This is a genomic window from Actinoplanes regularis (genome assembly GCF_900188005.1).
Lineage (GTDB): Bacteria > Actinomycetota > Actinomycetes > Mycobacteriales > Micromonosporaceae > Actinoplanes > Actinoplanes regularis.
Map to the genome: position 1 here is coordinate 116,402 of NZ_FZNR01000024.1, position 8,746 is coordinate 125,147.

Consider the following 8,746-nt stretch of genomic DNA (forward strand, 5'->3'; position numbering starts at 1 on the left):
TGACATCGATGTCATAGTGGAGGCCGCGTGTTCCGATCCCGCACCGTCGCCGCGCTCCTGGGGGTTGCCCTCACCGTTCCGATCGGCGCCGCCGCAGCTCAGGCGGCTCCGGCACCACTCGTCGACGACCCGGCCGCCTACGTCGATCCGTTCATCGGCACGACGAACCTCGGCAACACCTATCCCGGCGCGGCCACCCCGTTCGGGATGCTCGCATGGAGCCCGCAGACCTCGCGCGGCAACCAGAGCTCCACCCCGGCGCCGGGCGGCTACCAGTACACCGCGACGAAGATCCGAGGCTTCAGCCTCACCCACCTCAGCGGTGTCGGCTGCTCCGGCGGCAACGGTGACATCCCGGTCATGCCGCACGTCGGCGACATCACCGGGTCCCCCACCGCGGACACCACCGACGCGATCTTCGCCAGCACCTTCGCGCACGCCAACGAGACCGCGAGGCCCGGTTACTACAAGGTCGGCCTGGACAGCGGCGCCGGCGCCGAACTGACCGTCACGCCGCGCACCGGGTTCGGCCGGTTCACGTTCCCCGCCGACAAGCCGGCCGGCCTGCTCTTTCGCACCTCGCTGTCGGAGACCGGCAGCGAGGCCGCGACCGTGCACCTCGACCCGGCCACCCGCACGGTTTCCGGCTCGGTCAGCGCCGGCAACTTCTGCGGACCACAGAGCACCGACAACAGCCACGCCTACTACACGCTGCACTTCGTCGCCGTGCTCGATCAGCCGTTCGCCTCTACCGGCACCTGGAAGGACGCCACGCTCACTCCGGACGGCACCGACGAGAGCGGCGGCAGCGGCTACAGCCCGGCCGGACGGCCGAACGCGGGTAAGGGCTCCGGCGGGTACGTGACATTCGCGCCGGGGACGACCGGTGTCGGCATGCGCGTCGCCGTCTCGTACGTGAGCCTGGACGGTGCCAAGGCGAACCTAGCGAAGGAGAGCGGCGAACGCGGTTTCGACCAGATCGCGGCCGCCGCCCGTGCGCGGTGGACGGACCGGCTCGAGAAGATCGCCATCGGCGGCGGCGCCGAGGCGCACCGCCGCACGTTCTACACCGCGCTGTACCACGCACAGCTCGAACCCACGCTGACCAGCGATGTCAACGGCCGGTACATGGGCGCCGACAACGTCGCCCATGCGCTGAGCGGCAAACAGCGGGCGCAGTACGGCACCTTCTCCGGCTGGGACGTCTACCGCGCCCAGGTGCAACTGTTGACGATGCTCGACCCGGCGATGGCCAGTGACTTCGCCCAGTCGCTCTACAACTACGCCGGCCAGCGCGACGGCGAATGGGACCGGTGGTTGTTGCAGCACGGCAAGACCTCGGTGATGTCCGGTGATCCGTCGGCGGCGGCGATCGCGGCCATGCACGCGTTCGGTGCCCGGGACTTCGACGTCAAGGGCGCATTCCAGTCTCTCGTACGGGCGGCGACCGTCCCCACCGCCAACGACTCCAGCGACACCGGCTGCAACGTCGAGTGCGTCGGCCAGCGCCCGGCTCTCGACAAGTACCTGGCGCTCGGCTACGTCCCGGCCGACGACTGCCACTGCTGGGGCGGCGCCGCCGAAACGTTGGAGGACGCGGCCGCCGACTACGGTCTGTCCCGGCTCGCCGGCGCGCTCGGCGACCGGACGAACCAGAGAAAGTTCCTGGACCGCTCGCACAACTGGCGCAACGTCTTCGACCCGGACGCCAAGGCGGACCCCGGACTGGAGCACAACGTCCGCGAGCAGATCGCGACGATCACGGCCAGCGCCGAGAACGCGCCCGGCGAGGGCAAGGCCCAGGCGTTCGACGGCGACAAGGGCACGAAGTGGCTCACGTTCGCCGCCACCGGCTGGATCCAGGCGCAGCTCAAGCAGCCGCAGACGGTCACGTCGTACGCGCTCACCTCGGCCAACGACGTGCCGGGCCGGGACCCGAAGGACTGGGAGCTACTGGGCAGCGACAACGGCAACGACTGGACCGTCGTCGACGCGCAGACCGGCCAGAGCTTCGCCCAGCGCGGCCAGACGCGCGAGTACCCGGTGGCGTCGCCGAAGGCGTACCTCCACTACCGCCTGAACGTCACCGCCAACGGCGGCCAGCCGATCGTGCAGCTGGGTGAGCTGGAACTGGCCGACCCGGCGGTGGCGACCCCGGCACCGCCCGACGGCCCGTTCGTCGGCTGGATGAGGGACCGGTACGCCGACGGCACCTGGGCGCCCGGTTTCAGCCCGTCCACCGGCACCGGCTTCGTCGAGGGAAGCAGCGCCCAGTACACCTGGATGGTCTACTCCGACGTGACCGGTCTGGCGCAGGCGATGGGCGGCACCACGAAGGCGGCCGAGCGGCTGGACGCGTTCTTCCGCAAGGCCGACGGCACGTTCGACCTGAGCGCCAGGAGCAGCACGAGGTTCGACGTGACCAACGAGCCGGACATCCAGACGCCGTACCTCTACAACTACTTCGGGCAGGCGTACAAGACGCAGGAGACGGTCCGGGCGATCATCGACGGCCGTTGGGGCGACGGCACGGGCGGCATCCCCGGCAACGACGACGCCGGCACGATGAGCGCCTGGTACGTCTTCTCCGCCCTGGGCCTGTACCCGACCGTGCCGACCCGCGCCGAGCTGGCGCTGTCCACACCGCTGTTCCCCCACGCCGTGGTGCATCTGGCCGGCGGCCGGTCGCTGACCATCGACGCGCCGGGTGACGGGCTCTACGTCGACAACCTGCGCCTCGACGGCAAGCCCAGGACCAAGGCCTGGCTGCCGGCCACGGCCGTCCGCGACGGCGGGCACCTGGTGTACGCCCGATCCGCCTCCCCCAGCCTCACCTGGGGTTCCGGGCCCGGCGACGTACCTCCGCAGAACTGACCCGCGAACGGTGCGCGCCCCCGGGCGCGCACCACGCGGTCAGCAGTCCACCGCAGGAAACACCTCGCCGTTGATCACGGTGAGCCACCAGGCGTGCCGCGGTCTCGATCGACGTCGTCCGGTAGTGGCTGGGTGCCGATGACCTCGATCAACACGAGCATGACCGTAGCGGCGACGGAGACCGGGATCCGCACCTCGACGGCCCGCCGACGGTAAGTCGGCCCGACTCGCAGCAGATCCGTGCGCTCGCCGGGCAAGCCGGCCGTCGCGGTAAGGCGACCGGCGCGGTCAGTTGATCAGGGGAGGCATCGATTCTCTGCGGCTGAGCATCGCCATGTCGACCATGAAGCAGCCGACGCTTCCGGTAGCCGTCCGTCCGATCCAGACGGGATAGCCGCCATCACCCCAGCCGGTGCCGAAGGCGATGAGGTTGCCGCCCGACCCGGTGCCCGGTACCTCGATCGGCTCGTCGCGCGCCTTCAACTCGAACAAAGCCGGGTCACTGTCGACGAGCGGGGTCATCCTGGTGAGCGCGGCCCCGTCGAGAAGCGCCATCATCCCGGCGTCGACCCCCACGTTGTACGCCTCGCCCGGAGCGAGTGCTGTCAGATCCTGTCCGGGCCGCAGCGCCATCTCCCAGCTCTGAATGGGCAGTTGCTGGACGGTGAGCCGTGCGGCAGCGACCAAGCTGATATCTGGCCAGCTCACCACGGCCAGGGTCACCGGATAGGAACCGGCAGGCACTGTCACCGTGTAGGGCACGACGTTCAGGTTTTCCGCGTTCCAGAACCAGTTGGGGTCGGCCGCGATCAACCGACCGGTAGGCATGCGCAGCGTCCCGCCAGCCTTTGTCGTGGCGGTGACCCAGTCTCCGTTGTCGAGTTGGTGCCGGCTGCCGTCCCGGAAAAGACCAGCGGTCTGCTCCGGCAACGGGAAGCCGCGAGGGGCGACGTCCCGCTGCGGCGCGACGGCGGGGCGTTCACAACCGCCCAGACCGACCGCCCCAGCCGCCAGGGCAAGCCTGATGGCATTGCGCCGACTCCAGCCCATCCGCCCACACCCCGTGATCTCGGCCAACCAGCCAGCAAAGGATACGGGCGCTCAAGATCGGGAAGAATCAGCAGGTCAGCATGCACTCGCCAGCCGGTCGGACGCCCGCTGGCGACACTACGAATGTTGATGCGCAACCGCTGACGTCCGACCGGGGGATGTGCTCGGCCACCGGTAGATTCCGCGCGTGGAACTTGATCACCTTTTGGGTTTGCTGGATTCAGAAGACGAGGTGTCGGCCGCGTGCCGGCAAGCGGTGCTGTACGGCCGGCGGTGGCGGGTCCACTCGACGCCAGTACCGGCATCCGAGCTGGTGTGGATTTATACGATCCGAGAGGCACAGCTCCGGGAGGCTGCGACTGCGACGCTTGGCTTCACAGCAGCCATCGAATCCTTACGATCTCTCGGCAGCAAGGCCGTATGTCTGGGGTACGCGGTGAGCGCGGACGATCCGCCGTACCACTTTCAGCTGTTTATCGACGAGGACTTGACGGCTGTCGTGGCCTGCCTGGGAGTCGGGCCGGAAAATCATTGATTACCGCCGGCCCTGGACAGCACACTGCGGCCTGAGAGTGTGCCGGACAAGCTACCGAATTCAAACATAAGAAGGGCTCTGGTTGCGGTTCAGAAGTTGGCCGGACGACCGCCGAGCGTGACGGCACCTCGCTGACCCGGGCATCGCGCAGCGGCCGATGAGGTTTCCGGCAGGTTGATCGAGCACCACTTTGCTGAAGCTGCTGGCGGGCGGATGTGCCCGCGCGCCGTCCGGGCTCAGAACGAGCTGAAGCTTTCCACGTCGATCAAGGCAAGCACTTCGGTACGCACTGCCGGGCATTCCGCCTTGGTAGCCGCGTCCAGTACGGCGCCATTCTCCGGCTTGCCGTGGGACTCGAAGAAGGCGGCCAGATCGCCGGCCAGATTGGCGTGCCGCCCGACCGGGCTGCCGACCTCCTTCAGTGCCGGGATCTCGCCCTTCAGGTAGGTGCAGACGTCCTTCGCCGAGTAGGAGCCGCCCGCCGCGGCGGGCGGCTTGCCGTTCGCCGGGGTTGCGGTGGGCGGCGGCTCGGTGCCGGCCGAGGAGCAGCCGGACAGCACGGCAGTGCTGGCGATCAGCGCGAGCAACGCCGCGAGGCGCTGGTGAGAGGTCATGGTGTGCGGTTCCCGTCTGAGTAAGCGGTGATCAACCAGAGTCCGGTCGGGAGCCGGTAGCCGGTGCCGGCCGTGCGGAAACGTTCGAGCAGGCGTGCCGACCCGGCCCGGGCCTGCCCCTGAATGGTGGGTTCGGCGTCCCGGTAGGCCGCGCCGGCGGGGCCGATCTCGATGAGCCATTCGGTGACCGCTTCCGGATCGTCCGGCGCGTTCAGCGCGACGTCGTACGGATGAATGCCGATGTCGGCGAAGCCGGCTGCGGTGAGCACGCGGGTCACCCGGGTCGCGTCGGCGAACGCGAACGGCCCGGGCTCGTCGCCGATCGGCAGCGGCGGCAACGGTCCCAGGTGTGCCGCCGCACCGAGCATCGCCGCCGGCAGCCAGGGGTTCGCCCGGCCGTCGCGGAACACCGTCGCGGCCAGTCGGGCGCCGGCACGCATCGACCGCCGGACCGTGGCCAGGCCGGCGACCGGATCGGCGAGCAGCATCAACGTCATCCGGGAGTAGACGGCGTCGAACGGTGCCCCGGGCACGGCATCGAGCGTCTCGATGTCACCGGCGACGAACTGCGGTCCCGCCCCGCCCGGCCCGGTGAACCGGTCCCGCGCCGTCGCCACCATCGCCTCGGCGAGGTCCAGACCGACCGCGCTGCCCGACGGTGCGACGGCACGCGCGATCTCGGCGGTCGTGCCGCCACATCCGCAGCCGACGTCGAGCACCCGTTCCCCAGGCTGGGGTCGCAGCCAGTCGATTGCCACGGCGCCCAACGGACGAGCGATCTCGTCGTGCCGGTCGGCCTGATTGACCCAGCCCGGCGCCATCCGGGCCCAGAAGTCGGCGTTTCGGGCACGCAGGGTGGCGATGTCGGCCATCAGAACGGCATTTCGGCGCCGTCAACGGTGGCCGACCGGAAGGAGGCGGCCTTCGCCGGATCGAAGCCCTCCTCCTGGGCGGCCAGCCCCGCGGCTCGGATCAGGCGTTCCGACTGGAACCTGCGGAACGCGGCCTCGTCGGCCCAGATGTTGATGATCCGCCAGCCCTCGGCGGACGGGCCCGCCACGTGGGCCAGCAGGCCTGGCGGCCGGTCCGGGCCGAGGTGCTTCTCCACCTGCCGATATTCCTGCTCGCTGACTCCGGGCATGTCTTGCACGACGCCGTACGGCACAGGTGCCCCCTGATGCTTAGTCGATAGAGTGAAGCTCTATCGAATAGTGGACTACGCTGCACGCGTGACTGTCAACCGGCGTTACGTCTCACCCCGTCGTCAGGAACAGGCCCGACAGACCCGGCGCGCGATCCTCGACGCGGCCGCCAAACTGTTCGTGGACCCGGGCTACGCCGCGACGCCGCTGACCGCCGTCGCCGCCGAGGCCGGCGTCGCCGTGCAGACTGTGTACGCGGTGTTCGGCAACAAACGCCAACTGCTCTCCGATCTCGTCGATGTCACCCTGGTCGGCGACGACGAGAAGGTCGTGATGGCCGACCGGTCGTTCGTGGCCGACATCCGCGCGCTGACCGGCCTGCGAGCGAAGCTCACCCGGTACGCCCGGCACCTCGCCGAGACCCATGCCAGACAGGCGCACGTGATACTGGCGCTGGCCGGCGCGGCGACCGCCGACGCCGACGCCGCGGCGATCTGGCGCAAGAACCTCGAGGACCGGCGCCGCGGCATGGTGATGTTTGCCGCCGACCTCGCGGCCACCGGGGAGGTGCTGGTGAGCCAGGAGCGGGCCGCCGACATGCTGTGGCTCGCGCAGGACATCCGCAACTACGACTGGCTGGTCCGCGAGCGCGGGTGGCCGGTCGAGCGGTTCGAGCGGTGGTTCGTGGACAGCGTCGCCGCCGTGCTCGGCACGCCGGACTGACCGCGCTTCCGGCCGCGACCCCGCCAATTGACCTACGCGCGCCCTGCCATCCGGCACCCATGCCATTTACGGCAGCGCACTCACCCCGCATCCACGATCAGCAGCGAAGCCCTCGTCTGGAACCAGTAACCGGCCGCGAAATACGCGCTCGACGCGTTCGAAGAGAATGCAAAGGCGAAGGAAGCAAATCACGACTCGACGGCCGGTTGCGCCGACCAATCAGCGTTCGATCATCTGCATCTGCTCGTCGGTGTGGTGTCCGCCCTCGGCCACCGGCAGCGCGTCGAGGATGGCGATCTGTTCTGGTGTGAGCGTGATGCCGGCCGCGGCGGTGTTCTCCTCGACCCGGCTGACCCGCTTGGTGCCGGGAATCGGGACGATGTCGTCGCCGCGGGTCAGCAGCCAGGCCAGCGCTACCTGGGCCGAGGTGGCACCCGCCTGGTCCGCGATCTCCTGCACCTGGTCGGCCAGACGCAGGTTGCGCTGGAAGTTCTCGCCGGTGAAGCGCGGATTGTTCTTGCGGAAGTCGCTGTCGTCGAGCTTCTCGATGTCAGCGGGGGTGCGCAGGGCCCCGGTGAGGAAGCCGTGCCCGAGCGGCGAGTACGCGACCAGGCCGATCCCCAGCTCCCGCAGCACGGGCAGCACCTGCTCCTGGTCACGGGTCCACAGCGAGTACTCCGATTGCAGGGCGGTGACCGGGTGCACGGCATGCGCGCGGCGGATGGTGTCGATCCACGCCTCGGACAGACCCACGTAACGGATCTTGCCCTGCTCGACGAGGTCGGCGAGGGCGCCCATGGTGTCCTCGATCGGGGTCTTCGGGTCGACCCGGTGCTGGTAGTACAGGTCGATGTGGTCGGTGCCGAGACGTTTGAGGGAGCCCTCGACAGCGATGCGGATGTTGTCCGGGCTGCTGTCGAGGTTCCACGGGCCGGCGCCGCCGTGCGAGACGATGCCGAACTTGGTCGCCAGGACCACCTGGTCGCGGCGGCCCTTCAGCGCCCGGCCGACGAGTTCCTCGTTGGTGTACGGGCCGTAGATCTCGGCGGTGTCGAGGAGGGTGACACCGAGGTCGAGGGCGCGATGGATGGTGCGGATCGATTCGGCGTCGTCGGTGCCGGCACCGGTGTAGCCGTGCGACATACCCATCGCGCCAAGGCCGATCCGGGAAACTTCCAGGGCTCCGAGCTTCGCGGTACGCATGTGGGGCCTTCCTGTTGTCGTACGCGAGAAAAGGTTGTGGTCAGGCCTCGGGGATGAGCCGGCCGAAGGTCTCCAGTGTGATGGCCGCGGGCTCCGGGCCGCCGCGTTTTCCGGTGTTCAGGGCGTCGATCGCGGCGATCTGCCCGGCGGTGAGCTCGAAGTCGAACACGTCGAAGTTTCTCCGCGATCCGCTCCGGCTTGGTTCCGCTCCCCCACGCCGGGTCGCCGGGCTGGTTGCCGTGGGTGGTGTCGTGTTCCTTGTGGCGTTTACCGGCGCACCCATTCACCCATCCACACGTACGAGTATCTGCGCAACCACTCAACGTGACTCATACTTTCGGTTAGGTCCTGCTCGACCGATCAGCTATCGTCGTCCTACCAAACGGCCAGAGCGCCGGAGTGGTGACCGATTCGCAGCGGCCCGGCCCTGCGAGCAACGACGTAGGGAGACCGACATGACCTCCACAACCACCACCGCACCGGCCACCGCCTCGAAAGCCGACCTGGACAACACACTGACCAGCGCAACCGCCGCGGACACCGCCGCCGACCTGCTCGCCGCCATGACCGCGATGCCGGCCGGCCACCCCTCCCGCCCAGCCCTG

General features: G+C 69.1%; 9 protein-coding genes. 3 read left to right on the plus strand and 6 right to left on the minus strand.

The features are described from left to right. Positions 1–27: 27 nt before the first annotated feature. On the plus strand, positions 28–2,874 hold the full coding sequence (locus tag CHC09_RS38060; RefSeq protein WP_089298119.1) for a GH92 family glycosyl hydrolase: 2,847 nt from the start codon (positions 28–30) through the stop codon (positions 2,872–2,874). A gap of 288 nt (positions 2,875–3,162) precedes the next feature. On the opposite strand, the gene CHC09_RS38070 is transcribed toward CHC09_RS38060, so the two are convergent. Further along, entirely contained in the window at positions 3,163–3,951 is a 789-nt protein-coding gene (locus CHC09_RS38070; protein ID WP_143232807.1) for a DUF4241 domain-containing protein, read from the minus strand. A 160-nt stretch (positions 3,952–4,111) separates the two neighbouring features. Here CHC09_RS38070 and CHC09_RS38075 point away from each other — a divergent pair, with 160 nt between their 5' ends. Then, complete coding sequence (locus tag CHC09_RS38075; RefSeq protein WP_089298122.1) at positions 4,112–4,459, plus strand: hypothetical protein; 348 nt, start codon at positions 4,112–4,114, stop codon at positions 4,457–4,459. 236 nt (positions 4,460–4,695) lie between these two features. On the opposite strand, the gene CHC09_RS38080 is transcribed toward CHC09_RS38075, so the two are convergent. Genes CHC09_RS38080 through CHC09_RS38090 form a run of 3 tightly spaced genes read right to left on the minus strand, consistent with a single transcriptional unit; the run spans position 4,696 to position 6,214 of the window. Continuing rightward, positions 4,696–5,046, minus strand: a complete 351-nt coding sequence (locus tag CHC09_RS38080) for a hypothetical protein (protein WP_143232808.1) — start codon at positions 5,044–5,046, stop codon at positions 4,696–4,698. A 23-nt stretch (positions 5,047–5,069) separates the two neighbouring features. Beyond that, positions 5,070–5,945, minus strand: coding sequence for a class I SAM-dependent methyltransferase (locus CHC09_RS38085; RefSeq protein WP_089298124.1), 876 nt, complete (start codon positions 5,943–5,945; stop codon positions 5,070–5,072). Continuing rightward, on the minus strand, positions 5,945–6,214 hold the full coding sequence (locus CHC09_RS38090; protein WP_143232809.1) for a hypothetical protein: 270 nt from the start codon (positions 6,212–6,214) through the stop codon (positions 5,945–5,947). The genes CHC09_RS38085 and CHC09_RS38090 overlap by 1 nt, the downstream gene beginning before the upstream one ends. 88 nt (positions 6,215–6,302) lie before the next feature. Between CHC09_RS38090 and CHC09_RS38095 the strand changes: the two genes are divergently transcribed. Continuing rightward, on the plus strand, positions 6,303–6,938 hold the full coding sequence (locus CHC09_RS38095; RefSeq protein WP_239138801.1) for a TetR/AcrR family transcriptional regulator: 636 nt from the start codon (positions 6,303–6,305) through the stop codon (positions 6,936–6,938). A gap of 219 nt (positions 6,939–7,157) precedes the next feature. Here the strand turns inward: CHC09_RS38095 and CHC09_RS38100 are convergent, their stop codons facing one another. Next, positions 7,158–8,141 (minus strand): aldo/keto reductase, encoded by a 984-nt coding sequence (locus CHC09_RS38100; RefSeq protein ID WP_089298126.1) that lies wholly within the window; start codon positions 8,139–8,141, stop codon positions 7,158–7,160. Between the two features lie 40 nt (positions 8,142–8,181). Further along, a complete protein-coding gene (locus CHC09_RS48615) occupies positions 8,182–8,310 on the minus strand; it encodes a hypothetical protein (RefSeq protein WP_275407959.1) in 129 nt (42 codons plus the stop codon). Between the last annotated feature and the right edge of the window lie 436 nt (positions 8,311–8,746).